The sequence below is a fragment of the Prevotella veroralis genome (assembly GCF_018127765.1).
GTDB classification, from domain to species: domain Bacteria; phylum Bacteroidota; class Bacteroidia; order Bacteroidales; family Bacteroidaceae; genus Prevotella; species Prevotella veroralis.
The window spans coordinates 1,171,515-1,189,340 of record NZ_CP072330.1; the positions used below are offsets into that span (position 1 = coordinate 1,171,515).

A 17,826-nucleotide genomic window follows, 5' to 3' on the forward strand; every position below is an offset into this window, starting at 1 on the left:
TAGAGTACAATATTATACACGTTTGTATAACGAGTTATACACGTTTGTATAATTGATTATACACGTTTGTATAATTAGTTATACACGCCTGTATAATTGATTATACACGCTTGTATAAAAGACTATTGATTAGTTATCATTGATAGGATATATACTTATGATGGGGTCTGATAGATAATATAACATCAGATTATACCAACCTTGTTGTACAAAGTTTATCAGCTTTACAATATATAGAATAAGGTAGGGAATGATTAGACGATGACATAGAGAGAAAAGCAGGATATTATTTTGCACTTATCCGATAAAGCACTATCTTTGCAGCATTAATACTCTAAGTATCATTACAGCAGTTTGTATCTCACCTAAAATATACAATTTATGAGAAAAACAATTATCTTAGCAGCATTGATGTTTAGTAGCATCATAAGTTATGCGCAAGGACAGAAGTGGATAAACAATGTAAAGTTATCTGGCTTCGGTATCGTTCAATATCAATACAATGGTATGCACAACAGTAAGACGAGCAAGTCGAACAGCTTTAATCTTCGATTAGGCCGTGTGTCTTTAGATGGTCGCATATTAGATGATTGGTATTGGAAAGCACAATTACAAGTAAACGGCAATACTTCTACCTTGGGTGCTTCGCCTCGTGTAGTTGATCTCTTTGCCGAGTGGCAGAAGTACGATTATTTCCGTGTAAAGTTGGGACAGTTCAAGAATCCATTTACATTCGATAACCCTATTCACCCTATCGATCAGGGCTTCATGAGTGTTGCACAAAGTGTATTGAAGTTAGCCAGTTTCTCTGACAGAACAGGTGCGCACCCTTCAAATGGGCGTGATATTGGTATTCAAGTGCAAGGTGATTTCCTAAAGAATAATGCGGGGCGCAACCTTGTTCACTATCAGGTAGGAGTATTCAATGGTCAAGGTATTAATACTAAGGATGTTGACCAACAGAAGAATATCATCGGTGGTGTATGGGTTATACCCGTTAATGGTTTACGCTTAGGATGGTTCGGTTGGACGGGCTCATACGCAAGAAAAGGCACATGGACTGATAATGCGGGTATCGTACGAAGCGGTGTACGTAAATTGCAGCAACGTCGTTATGCTTTCTCGGCTGAATATAAAGCGAATGATTGGACATTGCGTTCTGAGTATATCCATTCTACGGGTTATGCCTTTGCTAAGCCTTTGAGTAACACGGATGATGCAGCTGCAAAGGATTGTAACCTCAGTGCTGATGGTAATAAGGCACAAGGTGTATATGCACTGGTTATCGCTCCTATCATCCCTAACAAGTTGCATGCAAAGGCAAGATATGATATGTATCAGCCTTCAGATGGCGCACAAAAGCAGCGTACTCAATATGATATTGGTCTTGATTATGAGTTTACAAAGAACTTAGCTTTGAGTGGCATCTATTCTTATGTACATGATAGATCACAACACGCACTACAGGCTAATCCTAATTATTCCATGTTTGATGTGGAATTAAGTTTCCGCTTCTGATAGACAATAAAATACGGATATGTTCGTACATGTCCGTATTTTATCATACCTTTGCAATCTATCCATAATGACTAAAGTGGATACTATAAGGAATACACATTAAAGAGAGAACCAAAAAAGATGACAACTGAACACCATCACCAACATTCTAATCATAGAGCAGGCTTTCACAATAATGGATCTTCGAAAGCTGCACGCCGTAGACACAAGTTCAACCAGATAATGAAGTTCGTAGGAACAATCGCCGCTATTGGGATATTATACCTTGTGTGGTGGATATACAACAATTAGAAACCTTAGGGCACATTACCTTTCTTTATGTACGATATGAAGATGATAGTGCGAGCCGTCATTATCAATGCGCATCATCTTATGTTGGAAGCTCTTTTTATTCGAAAGAGATAAGGCTACATGCCCCATTGTGCGACGCAAATTTATCTCAACGAGAGGATGCAACTTAAAACCAACGTCTTCCCTACTCCCATTAGCTACAATCATCATATCGACACCTAATGCTCCATAATAAATGCCTGTTAGCTGTTTCGACAGTAAAGTTTCTAACGTCTGTGCTATATTATTTAGCACTGGTATTGGAATATAGGCAGAGAGGAGTTCTTGCTTAACTTCTTCTTTCTCAAGACTATTGCCTATATATGCCCCATTCATTGTATGGAACACTGATAAGCCTACATAATGAACACCATCTTTATCCGCAATAAACTCCATCCCAAAGTCTTTCACCTTGTTATAATAAGGCTCAACCATAATACTCCCTTGCTGCTTGATAATGTTGTTTGCCCAATTAAGTATTGCAGGTTCGATCATTGTATCAATATAACGAACACCCCTCCCACTACTACTCCATGGAGCTTTTATTACAGCCTTATCAATTTTCTCTAAAAGAGAAGTAAGTTCTGCTACATTCCTTGCACAAAACGATTCACCTATTAATATATCCTCATCTAACAGCTCTCGCAATTCACGCAAAACTTGTGAGGCATACTCCCGATTACTAAGTTCTCTAATTGCTGATAGTCTCTCATCCGTGGGTAATACGTTAGCTTTAATCCCTAATTGCTCCAACTGGAACTTAATTGCAGAATCCCAACCCCATGGCATTACCTCTGTAACTTCATCAATAAGCTGCTCTATATTATCACTATCAATAAAATGAACTTGCTGACCATAATTCATAAAACGTCGAGCGTGGATTCGGGCAGAGTTGACATTCTCTACTAAAATATAATCTCCATCTTTAGCCCATAGAACTGGCAAATAATCCAAATCATGCCTCATTTGCCTACCTGCATGGGGGGCTGTAAAGTACTTATTATCATAAGCTAATGCAATATCATGTTCCGGATTGAATATATGTAGTGTCATCGTACTTTATTTTTACGTCATGCAAAGTTACATTAAACCAAATGCAATACAAAATAAATGTCTTTAAATAACATTTTTTGCTATATAGAGTTTGCAAATCAAAGAAATAATTGTAACTTTGCATGTACATTATAATAGATACACAACAGGAACAAGATGGACGCATTCTTTCGTACTCACTCATACCTAGTGGAGCATACAAATGCCCCTGTTCGTCGTTGCCTCATGGATGAAATAGATTGGAACGACAAACTAATAGGTATCAAAGGGACAAGAGGCGTGGGAAAGACAACATTCTTGCTACAATATGCAAAGGAGCGTTATAGTTCTACTGACAAGCAATGTCTCTATGTTAATATGAATAACTTCTATTTTCAAAGTAGAGGAATTGCGGACTTCGCTGGAGAGTTTTATCGTAATGGAGGAAAGGTTCTGTTGATTGATCAAGTATTTAAGCAGCCCGATTGGAGTCGTGAACTACGGCGGTGTTATGATAATTACCCCAATTTACAGATTGTCTTTACAGGGTCAAGCGTAATGAGACTAAAAGAAGAGAATCCAGAACTAAATAGTATCGTTAAAAGCTATAATCTACGTGGCTTCTCCTTTCGAGAGTTTTTAAATTTACAAACAGGATTACAACTTGAGCCTTACTCATTAGAAGAGATTCTAAATAATCACGAGGAGATTACCAATCAAATTTTATCTAAAGTTAGTCCGACAAAGTATTTCCTTGACTATCTTCATCATGGTTTTTATCCTTTCTTTTTAGAACATCGTAACTTTTCAGAGAATCTTCTGAAGACGATGAATATGATGACTGAGGTTGATATCTTACTCATCAAGCAAATAGAGTTAAAGTATCTGACTAAGATAAAGAAGCTCTTTTACCTCTTGGCACTTGAAGGAACAAAAGCTCCCAACATCAGTAACCTTGCAAAAGAAATAAACACAAGTCGTGCAACAGTGATGAATTACATCAAAAATCTTACTGATGCTAGACTTATTAATTTGGTTTATCCTGTTGGGCAAGAGTTCCCCAAGAAACCATCAAAGGTGATGCTACAGAATCCAAATCTAATGTATGCAATCTATCCTATCCAGGTGGAACAGCAACAACTTATGGAGACTTTCTTTGTTAATACCATGCAAGAAACTTGTGTTATCAATGAAGGAGGCAAGCAAGGAACTTACATTGTCAATCAAAAGCATAAATTTAAAGTGTGTGATGCTGAGAATAATAAAATTCGATTCAGCAATGACACCATCTACGCAAAATATAATACTGAAGTTGGGAAAGGTAACCAAGTACCACTTTGGTTAATGGGATTTCTTTATTAGAAAAAGACCAAAAACATTATAAAACAATTTTCATTTAATAAATTTCAAAATGGCTAAAGAAAAGAAGTTTATCACTTGTGATGGTAACGAGGCCGCTGCTCACGTGAGCTACATGTTCTCAGAGGTAGCTGCTATCTATCCTATCACTCCATCATCTCCTATGGCTGAACACGTTGATGAGTGGTCAGCACGTGGTCGTAAGAACCTTTGGGGTCAGACAGTAAGCGTTCAGGAGATGCAGTCAGAGGGTGGCGCAGCAGGTGCCGTACACGGTTCGCTGCAGTCTGGTGCTCTCACGACAACCTTCACCGCATCACAGGGTCTTCTCTTGATGATTCCTAACATGTACAAGATTGCTGGTGAACTTTTGCCATGTGTATTCAATGTTTCAGCACGTACACTCGCAAGTCACGCTCTTTGTATCTTCGGTGACCACCAGGACGTAATGGCTTGCCGTCAGACAGGTTTCGCTATGTTCTGTTCAGGTTCTGTACAGGAGGTTATGGATCTCTCTGCTGTTCCTCACCTTGCTTCATTGAAGACATCAGTTCCTTTCATCAATTTCTTCGACGGTTTCCGTACATCACACGAGTATCATAAGATTGAGTGCCTTGATCAGGAAGATATCCGTCCATTGGTTGACGAGGAAGATGTTAAGCGTTTCCGCGATCGTGCAATGACTCCAGAGCGTCCAGTAGTTCGTGGTACAGCTGAGAACCCTGAGACATTCTTCACACATCGTGAGGCATCTAATAGTGCTTACGAGAATGTAGCAGAGGTTGTTGAGCACTATCTCGGCGAAATCTCAAAGATTACTGGTCGTGAGCACCACCTCTTTGATTACTATGGTGCTAAGGATGCAGAGAACATCATCATCTTGATGGGTTCAGCTACTGAGGCAGCTCGTGAGGCTATCGACTACTTGATGTCTCAGGGTAAGAAGGTTGGTATGATTGCTGTACACCTCTATCGTCCATTCTCTGTTAAGCACTTGCTCGCCGCAGTTCCTAAGTCTGTTAAGCGTATTGCAGTACTTGACCGTACAAAGGAACCAGGTGCAGAGGGTGAGCCATTGTACCTCGATGTAAAGAGTGCCTTCTATGATGTTGAGAACAAGCCACTGATTGTTGGTGGTCGTTATGGTCTTGGTTCTGCTGATACAACACCAGCTAAGATTATCGCTGTTTACAATAACTTAGAGTTACCAGAGCCAAAGGATCATTTCACAGTAGGTATCGTTGATGACGTAACCTTCACTTCTCTTCCAGAGGTAGAAGAGATTCCATTAGGTGGTGAAGGCATGTTCGAGGCTAAGTTCTATGGTTTGGGTGCTGATGGTACAGTTGGTGCTAACAAGAACTCAGTAAAGATTATCGGTGATAACACTGATAAGCACTGCCAGGCTTATTTCTCTTACGACTCTAAGAAGTCAGGTGGTTTCACCTGTTCTCACCTCCGTTTCGGTGATAGCCCAATCCGTTCTACTTATCAGGTAAATACGCCTAACTTCGTTGCTTGCCACGTTCAGGCTTACTTGAACATGTATGACGTAACACGTGGATTGCGTAAGAACGGTACATTCTTGTTGAACACAATCTTTGAGGGTGATGAGCTCGTAAACTTTATACCTAATAAGGTAAAGCGTTACTTCGCTAAGAACAATATCACCGTTTACTATATCAACGCAACAAAGATTGCTCAAGAGATTGGACTTGGTAATCGTACTAACACCATCCTACAGTCTGCTTTCTTCCGCATCACAGAGGTTATCCCTCTCGACCTTGCCGTAGACCAGATGAAGAAGTTCATCGTTAAGAGTTATAGCAAGAAGGGTCAGGATGTTGTAGACAAGAACTTCGCTGCTGTTGATCGTGGTAACGAGTACAAACAACTGACTGTTGACCCAGCATGGGCTAACCTTCCAGACGATGAAGCTAAGGTTGACGATGCTCCAGCATTCGTTAAGGAACTCGTTCGTCCTATGAACGCACAGGCAGGTGACCTCTTGAAGGTTTCTGACTTCGTTAATCATGGCACCATTGACGGTACATGGTCAGTTGGTACTGCTGCTTACGACAAGCGCGGTGTAGCTGCTTTCGTGCCTGCATGGGATGCTGAGAATTGTATTCAGTGTAACAAGTGTGCATTCGTTTGTCCTCATGCTTGTATCCGTCCATTCGTTTTGGATGAGGCAGAGAAGGCTGGCTTCAATGAGCCAACACTTGACATCCTTGCTCCAAAGCAGCTCAAGGGTATGCAATTCCGCATTGAGGTATCAGTTCTCGACTGTACAGGTTGTGGCAACTGTGCTGATGTTTGCCCAGGTAAGAAGGGTAACAAGGCATTGTCAATGACACAGTTTGTTGCAGGTGAAGAGGAAGCTACACGTCGTGCAGCCGACTGGAACTACCTTGTTAAGAACGTTAAGAGCAAGCAGAACTTGGTAGATATCAAGTCAAATGCAAAGAACTCTCAGTTTGCTCAGCCTTTGTTCGAGTTCTCTGGTGCATGTGCTGGTTGTGGTGAGACACCATACGTTAAGCTCGTTTCACAGCTCTTCGGTGACCGTGAGATGATTGCTAACGCTACTGGTTGTTCTTCTATCTACTCAGCTTCAGTACCTTCTACTCCATACACAACTAATGAGGAAGGTCATGGTCCTGCATTCAACAACTCATTGTTCGAGGATTTCTGCGAATTCGGTATGGGTATGGCAATGGGTAACAAGAAGATGCGTGAGCGCATCGTAGTGCTCCTTAACGGTGCTATGGATGACGAGCATGTACCTGCAGAGTTCAAGGAAGCAGCTCAAGAATGGCTTAACAATATGAACGATGCTGATGCTTCTAAGGTTGCAGCAGCTAAGTTAAAGCCATTAATCGAGGCTGGTGCAGCAAAGGGATGCCCTGTATGTGCAGAGTTGAAGACTCTTGACCACTATCTCGTTAAGCGTAGCCAGTGGATCATCGGTGGTGATGGTGCTTCATACGATATCGGTTACGGTGGTCTCGACCATGTTATCGCTTCTGGTGAAGACGTTAATATCTTAGTACTCGATACTGAGGTTTACTCAAACACTGGTGGTCAGAGTTCTAAGTCTACTCCACTCGGTGCTATCGCTCAGTTCGCAGCTAAGGGTAAGCGTGTCCGCAAGAAGGATCTCGGTCTGATGGCAACTACATACGGTTATGTTTACGTAGCTCAGGTAGCTATGGGTGCTGACAACGCACAGACCTTAAAGGCTATTCGTGAGGCTGAGGCTTATCCAGGTCCATCACTCATTATTGCTTACTCTCCATGTATCAACCATGGTTTGAAGATTAAGGGCGGTATGGGTCGCAGCCAAGCTCAAGAGGCTAACGCTGTTGCTTGTGGTTACTGGCACCTCTGGCGTTATAACCCACAGTTAGCAGAAGAAGGCAAGAACCCATTCTCTCTCGACTCTAAGGCTCCAGATTGGGACAAATTCCAAGAGTTCCTTCACAGTGAGGTTCGCTTCCTCTCTGTCCTCAAAGCCTATCCAAACGAGGGGCAAGAGCTCTTCAAGGCTTGTGAGGATATGGCTAAGCTCCGTTACAAGAGCTATGTTCGCAAGACCAAGGAAGACTGGAGTGAGGAGGCATAAAACCTTCTTTGAAAAATGAAGATATAGAGTTAATTACACTATATAACACTTTAAAAGAGGAGTTTCTCTATGATAGAGAAAACTCCTCTTTTTCATTCAACATAACTTGTTACTTATCACGGCCTTTCAAATGATTTATAAAGGACTTTATAAAAAGTTCGCGAACAAACAAAAAAGAGTTCGCGAACAATTTTAATTTTGTTCGCGAACTCTTTTTTGCGTTTCTTATTGCACCTTTCTTACTATTCGTTTTCAATAATCTTTCGAGCCTTCATTCTTCAACTAAATACGCATTGCGTGTCCCTGACAATATATACTTTTTTATCATAGTATTCGCAGTAATTAGTTCTCTACCATTCTCTTACAAGACTGTAACTTTTACTGGTGAAGATAAGAAATCTAATACAGGAACTATAACAAAAGACAATGTCATATTTACAATTACAAAAGGAAATTTAAAAGAAAAGTTCTCCCATCGCTTATACAAAGATGCTATTATTACACTATTCTCTGCAGCTAGGTGGTATTATAAAATAGAATTCGTGTGTGACACTTATAATTCTTAATCGCAAAAGTTTCTTAGGAGATGGTTCTAAAATATGCTCTTTCATTATTTAACATCTCCTTTTTTCTCATAAATCTATTATTGCACAGCACCTAACAAAGCTAAAATTAAAAAGAAATAGAATTCGTTAAAATAAAGCTACGGAATGTTAGATAAAACAACTACATTTGTAGCCTTGAACTTTATTCTAACAATGTTAATAAATTGAATTGTTGAATATCTTTTAAGTTCTACTTGATTAAATTGAATCAATATTTGGATATCGTTGTATATGGGTTTAGTATAATATATCACTACTGTCCCGTTAAAGAAGACTAATAGCTCTTTGAATTAATTGAAATACTGTCTTTTGCAAGAGATTTCAAGGGTGCGACGATTTGAATTTGTACTTTTGCAGTTATCTATAATGCTGCACGATGAACAAAGACAAATACGTTTTCGCCCAATTGATAGAATTTCTCGACAATAACAAGTTTCGCCATTTGGTTGACAAGTATGATGGAAACCGCTATGTGAAGCATTTCACTTGTTGGAATCAGTTGCTTGCTATGATGTTTGGTCAATTGAGTAATCGAGAGAGTTTAAGAGATCTGATTGTTGCTTTTGAAGCACATAGAGCAAAGCAATACCATCTTGGATTAGGGCGTAAGCCTATTACGAAAACGACATTTGCTTCTGCCAATCAGAATCGTGACAACCGCATCTTTGAAGACTTTGCTTTCTATATGATGGAACAAGCCAGAAAGAAACGTGTGACTGATATCTTCAAGTTGCAAGGCAATGTGTATGCTTTCGACTCAACGACCATTCCTTTGTGTTTGTCGGTCTTTTGGTGGGCAAAGTTCCGTAAGAAGAAGGGAGGAGTAAAAACACATGTGCTATATGACCTCGAATCTCAGGTTCCAGCTTTCTTCCACATCTCTACAGCATCCGTTTACGACTCAAGGGCAATGAAAGAAATTCCTTATGAATCAGGTTCTTACTATGTGTTTAATCGTGGATACAATGCATTCAAGGAACTTTTCAAAATACATCAGCAAGAATCGTTCTTTGTTGTACGAGCCAAGAAGAATCTGCAATACAAATGCTGTAAATGGAGGCGCAGGTTGCCAAAGAATATATTGACAAATGCTGAGATTGAATTCACAGAATACAATTCATACCGGAAGTATCCGGAGAAACTCAGACTCGTCAAATTCTATGATGAAGAACAAGGTAGGGAGTTTTCCTTCCTAACAAATGCTTTTCATCTAACAGCTCCTGAAATAGCCAACCTTTACAAGAATAGATGGCAGATAGAACTGTTCTTCAAATGGCTAAAGCAGCACCTCAAAATCAAGAAGGTTTGGGGTACTACAGAGAATGCTGTGAGAATCCAAATCTCATCGGCAATTATAGCCTATTGCCTTGTTGCTATCGTACAACATGATTTGCAACTTAAGCGATCGACTTATGAGGTTCTTCAGATTCTAAGCATTTCTCTTATGGATAAGACACCACTCGTTGAACTCTTCGAAAGGACTGATTTCAATAATGTCAAAGAACTCGATTGTCCCCTCTTTCTGGGGTTATTTGATTAATATTTAACTTGTCCCGATTTTAACGGGACACTAATGATAATATATAATTGTTATGGGAAGTATCGAACAACTAAAAGACATGATGTCTCTTTATTCCTACATTGAAACAGCTGAAATTGAGGAATACTTTAATCAGATTGCAAAACTCCTATTTAGTAATTTAGCAATTAGGAAAGGAATTACACTTTATTTATTTAAAGAGATCGAGTTTTACTTCTACAATAAGAATCATCGTGATATTATCACTCATCCACGAAATTCTAGACCTTTATGCTGGTATGTGAATGATTTTGGTGGAATAGATTTGAATTTTGGTAGCACCATCAATACCATACCCAATACAGACAATAAAGGAAAGATTTCTCAAAAGCACATCTTAAATAATGAAGCTTGCTTTGGTGGAATATTGATACGTAAGTTGATAAACAAAGAAAATGGTAATGTTCTGGCTGGTCCTTGGGCTTGTGCTGATTTATTCAGATGTTACGATGCTACAAGTTCTGACGTTGAACTACCATTACTTGTTGAGCATAACAGTGGAATGGTAAGTTATATTCGTAAGCCACGAATAAATCTCCTTACGAATGGTCAGACGGTAGAAAAGAAAGTTAATAATATTCTAAGTGAATACGTAGCACATCCAGAAACTGAAGAATTATATAATGACTTTACTTCATTTAAAAATAGAGCATACAGATATGTTCGATGTGAAAAGTTAATGCATGATGAAGAAACTAATATAGTTTACTTTTCACCATTGCTCAATAATTGTCATACAGATTTCTATCAACGGCTTAAAAAACTACTACAAGATATTGGAATTGAGTTTAAGGAATTGAAAAGCACCAGAGATTATTGGGTACGTGACTATATGCCTTTCCAATTACATAAAAATGATTTCTTAAAATATCGTTATTATCCCGATTACCTTGTTAATAGTAAAAACGAGAAAGATAGGGAATATATCACAGACTGCTCAAAAGTATTACGTGGCATGGGTATTAGTTGCAATTCCACTACTCTCATTATAGATGGTGGAAATATGGTTTCTTGTGGTCCGTACATTGTTATGACTGATAAGGTTTTTAAAGAAAACCATTGTCAGAAAGATGATGCTAAATTTAAATTGAAACTTGAAACAGAACTCGGACATCCTGTTATCATTATACCTTGGACTATGCATGGTGATTTTGATACAGAAGATACAGACAAGTATGGACACTCTGATGGTTTTATAAAATGGTGTGGCGATAATCGAATACTGATGGGTAATCATGGTGATGAATATCCAGAAGAGGCTATTGCTATAAGAAATGAACTTGAGAAGTATGGGTTTGAAGTAATGGAGATGAGGTTTAATGATAAAGTTAATTCTCCTTGTTCAGAACTAAATTGGGCTTATATCAATTTTCTTCAAGTAAGAAGGCATATTGTTATGCCTGTATTCAATATAGAAGAAGATTTAATTGCTTATAATTATATAGCTGAAGCGTTCCCAGATTGCACAATCCATCAGATAGAAATGGCAGAGATTGCAAAAGAAGGAGGAGTACTTCATTGTATAAGTTGGAATATATTCCAGAACAAGTAAGACACCACAATAACAATTAAAAATATAACACCTGAAGAATATGAAAAGTATGTAGCATCCTTGTATCAAGCAGGAGAGTATAAAACCATAGTAACCCCACTTGCAGGCGACTGGGGCATTGACATTATTGCGACCAAAGGTTTCGAGGAAATAGCGATTCAAGCCAGGATGTATGGTCATACTTCTAGAAAAGTTAATCGAAGTAATATTATGGAATTTTATAGTGCAATGACATATCAAGATCGTACTAAAGCCGCTCTTGCTACAGATGGAGAACTCCTTGATGATGCCGTTTTCAATAATCTTTCGAGCCTTCATTCTTCAATTAAATACACATTGTGCGTCCCTGACAATATATACTTTCGTGCCCCACGAAATGTACTATTGTGCCTCACAATATATACTTTCGTCAAAGCATATTAACTCGAACTCGGGATAAGAGAAGTTTGTAAAAAGTTGGTAACCTCGTTGTATTCTTGTATCTTTACAGCTGAAAATCAAATATTACCTGTATTTCTTCATAATGTATTTCAGCCTTGGAGTCTCAATTACTTCATTGATTTCAAACCCGAGTTTCTCATAAACCCTCTTTGCTGTTTGGTTGAAATCAAAGACTGTAAGGGAAATACTTTTAATATTATCATCCTCAAAAAGGAAATCTATAAATCTTTTTAGTGCCGCTGTGCCCAAACCCAATCCTGTTTTCCAGGGGGCGATTATAAATCTACCTATGTGTATGTTCTCCTTATCAATTCGTACTTCTTGTATCATTCCGATAAATTCCCCTTTGTTGAATATCGAAAATACATTCTCCAACTCCTGTATCTTACCACAGTTCAACGGGTAAGAGGTTTTGGGACCCATCCATTGCTCCTGGAACTCTTTTCCTTGTTTATTGGACCATTCACATAAAAGCAAGGCATTGTCTTTACTTATTCCCTTTTCAATGCTAATATTCTCCATCTCGTTAAAAGTTTCAGTTACATTGCAAAGATATACAAATTGCTTGAAACACAAGTATCGCTTTGCTTTCAATACTGTCACTGCAATGTAGGTATATCTGTTCCACATAGGTATAGGCGTTGTATCCCTGACAGAGTTATTAGCTTCTTAGACTTGCTTGCAAAGAATCAAATAAAAAAATATGGTATCAAAAGCTACTTAAAGTACGCCTTTGATACCATATTATGTTATAATAAAATGCTATTATCTTATTCTATCAGCTGCTCTTACCAAAGCCTCATCGGCAAGAATCGCATGACGAGCCAACCATAAAAGTATAAATGCAACTAGTGGCAGACATGCTGCAAATTCTATATGGAAAGTAAAACCTGTCATTAACACCTGACTGAATACGCCATATACAACATACCACCCAATAATCATCAACATAGAAAACAAGCAGAAACGAGCTTGACGCTTACGATTGTGATAGTCGAAAATTGCAAACAAATCTATTGGACAAGTAACTAAAAGTATAACAAACAATGCCCAAACGTTAAAGTTCCTTCCTCCGTTTGCATCAGTAAGCCAAAGATTCATCAACTGATTATCAGCACCCATCCCTTGTGGCTCAAAACTACCAATCGGTAGGCAAAGACAGGCAAGCGTTACTATCAATGCCAGAAACAAGAAGATTGTTTGTTTCCTTTGTATCATGATTACAATTCTTCCTCTTCTTGTGCCTCCTTAGAAGGATCACGCCAATAAACATCACCATCTAAGAACTCTTGCGTAGCCAACAATGTTGGTTTAGGCAACTTCTCATAATAGCGGCTAATTTCTATCTGCTCACGATTCTCAAAAACCTCTTCGAGAGAGTCGTTATAAGAAGCAAACTCTGCAAGTTTCTTACTCAAGTCTTGCTTTATCTCAACAGAAATCTGGTTCGCTCTTTTAGAAATAATTGCAACACTCTCATAAATATTACCTGTACCCTTCCAAAGTTCTTGAACATCACGGGTTACCGTATTTGACGGTGCTTTTGACTTCTTGTAATCCATTCTAATTATTATATTTTTAAGTCTTTAATTCTAATCTTTTGTTATCTCCTTACATTTCTTTATGAAATCCTCAGCAGTTTTGCGCTCTTTCGAATTAGGGTATTCATTGATGAAACCATAACATTCATCTTCCGCATCTTGGTAACGCTGTAACTTCTTTGACTCAACACTCATCTGTGCCAACTCATATTTACTCTTCATGATTAGGATAGAAAAATCTTCACGAAGATTACTATAAGGATAATCATTCAAAGCGTTTTGAGCTGTAATGATACATGCCTCATAATTATTGCCACCACTGGTACAATTACCAAAATATGAACCGAGATTATAATAAAGCTTTGCATTCAAATACTCCTTACGAATAAGTTTATCCTGCAAATCGAAGAGGCGTTGTTGAGCTGTACTCTTCATCTTCCCTTCTGGGAAAATATCTAAGTAATCTTGGAAAGCAGCAATTGCAGCAATTGTGGGAGTCTGATCAAGACGTGCTTCTGGCGTTCCCTCAAAAAGACTCTGACCAATATAAAAGGATGCCATTTCGGCATACCTTCCACGTGGGTAAGTTTGGTAATACTTCTTGAAAGTTTCTGAAGCTGCTTCATAGTCCTTCAATCCATATTCACCCATTGCTAACATATAAAGGCATTCCTCTGCATTATCAGTACCCTTTTCTATTGTTACAAGATCCTGTAACAAGGGTACCGCAAAGCCGTATTTTCCCTTTGCGAAACACTCTTTAGCGAACTCATACTTATAATTGTTATCAGTTGTCTTGTAGACCTGATTATATTCATGAGCACAACTTGTTAAGAGCAAAGCAACACAAATGCCTATTAAAAAACTCTTCTTCATATATTAATTTTGAAATGCAAAGTTACACATTATTCTATAAATACACAAAGGCACTTTGCTTTTTTAGCAAAAAATCACTATTAATGAGATACTATCACTTGATTTTCGTACCTTTGCCATCCAAAGATTGTTCTCCTTTTTACAGATATAATGAACTTCAAATTAACATCAAAATATAAGCCTACGGGTGATCAGCCTGAGGCCATTAAGGAATTGACCGAGGGATTAGAGCGTGGAGATAAAAGCCAAGTTTTATTAGGAGTAACGGGATCAGGTAAGACGTTTACAGTAGCTAATGTGATTGCAAACGTGAATAAGCCAACGCTTATCTTATCACATAACAAGACTCTAGCAGCCCAACTTTACGAGGAAATGAAAGCGTTTTTCCCAGAGAATGCTGTGGAATATTATGTCTCATATTATGACTATTATCAGCCTGAAGCTTACTTACCAACAACCGATGTTTACATTGAGAAAGATCTTGCTATAAATGATGAAATAGACAAGCTAAGACTTTCTGCAGTTTCTTCTCTATTATCAGGTCGCAAAGATGTAATTGTGGTCTCATCTGTTTCATGTATATATGGTATGGGTGCTCCAGTCGCAATGAAGGAGAATGTCATCCAGATCAAGAAAGGGCAAATCATCGATCGAAATGAGTTTTTACGACGCCTTGTTGATTCCTTATACACGCGAAATGATATTGATTTACAACGTGGAAACTTCCGAGTAAAAGGAGACACTGTCGATATAGCAATGGCTTATAATGACAATATCTTGCGCATTACTTGGTGGGACGATGAGATTGATACTATCGAAGAAGTCGACCCAATAGCATTCCATAGAATTGCCACTTTTGATGATTATGAGCTATATCCGGCAAATCTCTTTGTTACATCAAAAGAACAGACAGAAGGTGCCATCCGACAGATACAGGATGATATGGTAAAGCAAGTTGACTTCTTTACTCAACTGGGGGACAATATCAAGGCACAACGCATAAAGGAGCGGGTTGAATATGACATTGAAATGATTAAGGAACTTGGTCATTGTTCTGGTATTGAGAACTATTCGCGTTACTTCGATGGTAGAAAGGCTGGACAGCGACCTTATTGTCTACTTGATTTCTTCCCTAAAGATTACCTGATGGTCATTGATGAAAGCCATGTAAGTGTACCTCAGATTTCAGCAATGTATGGTGGTGACCGAGCACGTAAGACAAACCTTGTAGAGTATGGATTCCGTTTACCTGCGGCTTTTGACAACCGACCATTAAAGTTTGAAGAGTTCCATAACCTGATTCATCAAATCATCTATGTGTCTGCAACACCTGCAGACTATGAGTTGAAAGAATCAGAAGGTGTTGTTGTTGAGCAATTAATTCGACCGACAGGATTACTTGATCCAGAGATTGAGGTTCGTCCTTCAGAGAATCAGATTGATGATTTAATGAACGAGATTGTTATCCGTGCAGAAAAGGAGGAGCGAGTGTTGGTAACAACCTTAACAAAGCGAATGGCGGAGGAGTTGACGGAATACTTACTCAATCATGACATCCGAACAGCCTATATCCATAGTGACGTTGCCAGTCTTGATCGCGTCAAAATCATCAATGATTTGCGAGCAGGACTGTATGACGTCCTTGTTGGTGTGAACCTATTGCGTGAAGGACTTGATCTCCCGGAAGTATCGCTTGTCGCCATACTTGATGCGGACAAAGAAGGATTCCTCCGTAGTCATAGAAGTCTAACGCAGACAGTCGGACGTGCTGCCCGTAACGTAAACGGAAAGGTGATCATGTATGCGGATAACATAACCGAAAGTATGCAGCGAACCATTGATGAGACAATGCGGAGACGTGTGAAGCAGCTCAAATACAACGAGGAACATCACATCACACCAAAGCAAATTGTCAAGGCGATTAAGGATACTTTGCCAAAAACTGGACGCTCTACAACGGCACAAGCATTTCCATTTGCTAAAGGAGCGAAAGGCATATATACCGAGCCTACACAATCAATGGCATTTGCAGCCGACCCTATCGTTATGCGGATGACGAAAGAGCAATTAGAGAAGAGTATTGCCAACACAACAGCCCTTATGAAACAAGCAGCGAAAGACCTCGACTTCTTACAGGCAGCACAATATCGTGATGAGATTATCCGACTACAAAAGCAGCTCGAAACAAAATAAACACAATGTCCTTAGACAGAATATCATACTTTAAAGACAGAGTAACACACGAACATATTGCCTTAATATGTTACCATGACCCTATGTTAATTTGTTACTCTGTCTCCAAAACTTATGTCATTAAATAATATGTTCTTCCGTCTAAACCCTATGTTACCATCCCTCTATGTTCGAATGTTACCATGTCTCCAAAACTTATGTCATTGAAAAAATATGTCTTTATGGCATTATGTCTCTAACTCCCATGTTCTTCTGTCTCACACAAAAGCCCCACCCCGTTAGATTGGGGTGAGACCGTACCACGGAAGCGAGAGAACCAAATTAATACACTAGTTTTGAAAGACATTAATTTCACAATTAATATAATCGATTGTCTTATTACAGAACGATTGATACCCTGAATCAATCTAAAAATGCTCCCGTGGTATAGAAGCCGACACTAAAGAAAGCCTCCCCAAGCCCCTCCAAAGGAGGGGATGTCCTTATTGCATACAGTTTGAAATAACCATATATATATGAGCGGACTTAGGGACATCCCCTCCTTTGGAGGGGCTTGGGGAGGCATCGTTTGTGGCACATATCCCAACTAGCTTCCGTTAGGCACTCCTCCCCTTTCGGGGAGGCGGGGTGGGGCTTTAGCCTGCCTGTGGTCCATTCTCCTCTCCTTTCAGTTCGGGGGCGGGGGTGGGGCTTTTCTTCCTAGCAGGATTATCTACCGACACCTCCGCAGCATGGGCAGCCTCACGCATTTTAGCTTTAGGGGGTGAAGATAATTTTAGGAGTTTTGAGTGTGGCAGCTGTCACGTCCTTCATGTCGTCCATCATCTTTGGAGGGAAGTAAACACGAAGCGAACCGAGGTCACCAAGGTCAATACTTGCACCCATCTTCAACGAGCGGCACGCCATCTTACCCAACGTGATAAGCGTGTTCATCACGTCACCGCGCGAGAGCGAGGTCTCGTCCATAATCATGTCGCAAAGTGCATCAAGCGTCATGTGTTGGTTACTCTTGGGCACAGCATAGTACACCGTCTGCCCCTTCTTCTTCCCGATTGTTTGCTTCTTTGATTTTACTTCGAATTCTACCATAGCATTATACTTTTAAATGGTTGATAATTATGTTATTAAAACTCTTTTTCTATTGGTATTCAACACTTCGTTTCAAGGGTGTT

The 17,826-nt window shown here is 39.2% G+C and carries 13 protein-coding genes and 1 pseudogene; 8 read left to right on the forward strand and 6 right to left on the reverse strand.

What is annotated here, in order from left to right; all coding sequences use genetic code 11:
- The first annotated feature begins 381 nt into the window (after nt 1-381).
- Nucleotides 382-1,518: a porin gene (locus J5A55_RS04935; protein ID WP_004383422.1), complete on the forward strand. Its 1,137-nt coding sequence runs from the start codon at nt 382-384 to the stop codon at nt 1,516-1,518.
- Nucleotides 1,519-1,638: 120 nt separating this feature from the next.
- Nucleotides 1,639-1,809 (forward strand): hypothetical protein, encoded by a 171-nt coding sequence (locus J5A55_RS04940; protein WP_155813789.1) that lies wholly within the window; start codon nt 1,639-1,641, stop codon nt 1,807-1,809.
- A gap of 15 nt (nt 1,810-1,824) precedes the next feature.
- On the opposite strand, the gene J5A55_RS04945 is transcribed toward J5A55_RS04940, so the two are convergent.
- On the reverse strand, nt 1,825-2,901 hold the full coding sequence (locus J5A55_RS04945) for an ATP-grasp domain-containing protein (protein ID WP_004383423.1): 1,077 nt from the start codon (nt 2,899-2,901) through the stop codon (nt 1,825-1,827).
- Between the two features lie 156 nt (nt 2,902-3,057).
- Here J5A55_RS04945 and J5A55_RS04950 point away from each other — a divergent pair, with 156 nt between their 5' ends.
- From J5A55_RS04950 to J5A55_RS12550, 5 genes are all read left to right on the forward strand, one after another.
- Nucleotides 3,058-4,242 (forward strand): ATP-binding protein, encoded by a 1,185-nt coding sequence (locus tag J5A55_RS04950; protein WP_039851351.1) that lies wholly within the window; start codon nt 3,058-3,060, stop codon nt 4,240-4,242.
- Nucleotides 4,243-4,291: 49 nt separating this feature from the next.
- Complete coding sequence (gene nifJ, locus J5A55_RS04955) at nt 4,292-7,867, forward strand: pyruvate:ferredoxin (flavodoxin) oxidoreductase (RefSeq protein WP_004383425.1); 3,576 nt, start codon at nt 4,292-4,294, stop codon at nt 7,865-7,867.
- A gap of 981 nt (nt 7,868-8,848) precedes the next feature.
- The gene (locus J5A55_RS04960; RefSeq protein WP_004383427.1) at nt 8,849-10,012 is read left to right on the forward strand and encodes an IS4 family transposase; all 1,164 of its coding nucleotides are present in this window, start codon (nt 8,849-8,851) and stop codon (nt 10,010-10,012) included.
- Nucleotides 10,013-10,064: 52 nt separating this feature from the next.
- Nucleotides 10,065-11,603, forward strand: a complete 1,539-nt coding sequence (locus tag J5A55_RS04965) for an agmatine deiminase family protein (RefSeq protein WP_004383428.1) — start codon at nt 10,065-10,067, stop codon at nt 11,601-11,603.
- A gap of 24 nt (nt 11,604-11,627) precedes the next feature.
- A complete protein-coding gene (locus tag J5A55_RS12550) occupies nt 11,628-12,026 on the forward strand; it encodes a restriction endonuclease (RefSeq protein WP_394357751.1) in 399 nt (132 codons plus the stop codon).
- An 81-nt stretch (nt 12,027-12,107) separates the two neighbouring features.
- Here J5A55_RS12550 and J5A55_RS04975 read toward each other — a convergent pair whose 3' ends face one another.
- From J5A55_RS04975 to J5A55_RS04990, 4 genes are all read right to left on the reverse strand, one after another.
- Complete coding sequence (locus J5A55_RS04975) at nt 12,108-12,566, reverse strand: GNAT family N-acetyltransferase (RefSeq protein WP_039851352.1); 459 nt, start codon at nt 12,564-12,566, stop codon at nt 12,108-12,110.
- Nucleotides 12,567-12,809: 243 nt separating this feature from the next.
- Nucleotides 12,810-13,262 carry a DUF4293 domain-containing protein gene (locus J5A55_RS04980; protein WP_004383431.1) on the reverse strand — a complete coding sequence of 151 codons (453 nt, stop codon included), beginning with the start codon at nt 13,260-13,262 and terminating at the stop codon, nt 12,810-12,812.
- Between the two features lie 2 nt (nt 13,263-13,264).
- Nucleotides 13,265-13,606: a DNA-directed RNA polymerase subunit omega gene (locus J5A55_RS04985; protein WP_004383432.1), complete on the reverse strand. Its 342-nt coding sequence runs from the start codon at nt 13,604-13,606 to the stop codon at nt 13,265-13,267.
- 30 nt (nt 13,607-13,636) lie between these two features.
- Nucleotides 13,637-14,461, reverse strand: coding sequence for an outer membrane protein assembly factor BamD (locus J5A55_RS04990; RefSeq protein WP_004383433.1), 825 nt, complete (start codon nt 14,459-14,461; stop codon nt 13,637-13,639).
- A gap of 150 nt (nt 14,462-14,611) precedes the next feature.
- Between J5A55_RS04990 and uvrB the strand changes: the two genes are divergently transcribed.
- Nucleotides 14,612-16,654: an excinuclease ABC subunit UvrB gene (gene uvrB / locus J5A55_RS04995; RefSeq protein WP_004383434.1), complete on the forward strand. Its 2,043-nt coding sequence runs from the start codon at nt 14,612-14,614 to the stop codon at nt 16,652-16,654.
- A 635-nt stretch (nt 16,655-17,289) separates the two neighbouring features.
- Here uvrB and J5A55_RS05000 read toward each other — a convergent pair.
- Nucleotides 17,290-17,743 (reverse strand): annotated as a pseudogene (locus J5A55_RS05000) (HU family DNA-binding protein).
- Nucleotides 17,744-17,826: the final 83 nt, after the last annotated feature.

Bases quoted from the DNA above. Each gene is read 5' to 3' on its own strand.
- J5A55_RS04985 (WP_004383432.1), bottom strand. From the start codon at position 13,606: ATGGATTACAAGAAGTCAAAAGCACCGTCAAATACGGTAACCCGTGAT.
- nifJ (WP_004383425.1), top strand. From the start codon at position 4,292: ATGGCTAAAGAAAAGAAGTTTATCACTTGTGATGGTAACGAGGCCGCT.
- J5A55_RS04945 (WP_004383423.1), bottom strand. From the start codon at position 2,901: ATGACACTACATATATTCAATCCGGAACATGATATTGCATTAGCTTAT.
- J5A55_RS04990 (WP_004383433.1), bottom strand. From the start codon at position 14,461: ATGAAGAAGAGTTTTTTAATAGGCATTTGTGTTGCTTTGCTCTTAACA.
- J5A55_RS04950 (WP_039851351.1), top strand. From the start codon at position 3,058: ATGGACGCATTCTTTCGTACTCACTCATACCTAGTGGAGCATACAAAT.
- J5A55_RS04940 (WP_155813789.1), top strand. From the start codon at position 1,639: ATGACAACTGAACACCATCACCAACATTCTAATCATAGAGCAGGCTTT.
- uvrB (WP_004383434.1), top strand. From the start codon at position 14,612: ATGAACTTCAAATTAACATCAAAATATAAGCCTACGGGTGATCAGCCT.
- J5A55_RS04965 (WP_004383428.1), top strand. From the start codon at position 10,065: ATGGGAAGTATCGAACAACTAAAAGACATGATGTCTCTTTATTCCTAC.
- J5A55_RS04935 (WP_004383422.1), top strand. From the start codon at position 382: ATGAGAAAAACAATTATCTTAGCAGCATTGATGTTTAGTAGCATCATA.
- J5A55_RS04960 (WP_004383427.1), top strand. From the start codon at position 8,849: ATGAACAAAGACAAATACGTTTTCGCCCAATTGATAGAATTTCTCGAC.
- J5A55_RS04975 (WP_039851352.1), bottom strand. From the start codon at position 12,566: ATGGAGAATATTAGCATTGAAAAGGGAATAAGTAAAGACAATGCCTTG.
- J5A55_RS04980 (WP_004383431.1), bottom strand. From the start codon at position 13,262: ATGATACAAAGGAAACAAACAATCTTCTTGTTTCTGGCATTGATAGTA.